Origin of the sequence: Desulfotomaculum copahuensis (genome assembly GCF_001655685.1) — a bacterium.
GTDB classification, from domain to species: Bacteria; Bacillota; Desulfotomaculia; order Desulfotomaculales; family Desulfovirgulaceae; genus Desulfotomaculum_G; species Desulfotomaculum_G copahuensis.
The window spans coordinates 1-556 of the sequence record NZ_LYVF01000035.1 but is presented as its reverse complement, the minus strand read 5'-3'; the positions used below and the strand labels follow the sequence as shown (position 1 = coordinate 556).

At 30.2% G+C, this 556-nt stretch carries 1 pseudogene; it reads right to left on the bottom strand.

The window, feature by feature from the left end:
- Positions 1-413 (bottom strand): annotated as a pseudogene (locus tag A6M21_RS17725) (IS701 family transposase); the annotation flags it as partial.
- Positions 414-556: the final 143 nt, after the last annotated feature.

The following is a 556-nucleotide window of genomic DNA, read 5'->3' as shown; positions in this document are numbered from 1 at the left end:
TTTCCTTTTAAATGTGATTGATGAAATCCTGTTGCCTGGATAGAATGTTTAGCCTGTGACGAAGGCTTAGTTTTTTCAGCAATAGTATCATCAAAAATCACAAATATCGGCTTTTTGCAAGTTTGTGATAATTCAAGTATAATGCGAATAACTTCCCGCCTTATAGCTCTCCATGCATACTCTATATTCCAAACACCTTGACTTAAGAATTTGCCAAAGGTAGTTCTATGGCAATTAGCAAAGCTTAAATTAACTATATCAGTAACAGTACCACTATAACCCTTTTGAGTGGCAGCAATTATAAATTCTACAATATGGCGAATAACAGGTTTAGTAAAATATAATGCAAAATTTAATTTCATTAAGTACTGGATTATTGATGAATTTTCTGTTATTCTTTTATTATGAGACATTTGCTCCACTCCTACGGTTAATATTGTTATAGTGCAACAACATATTAATACCATAGAAGTGAGCATTTGTCTCTATTTTTTATTAAATTTTTTCATGTAAGTTTATTATGGTAATTTATGTAAGCTAATTTTCTCATCTATAG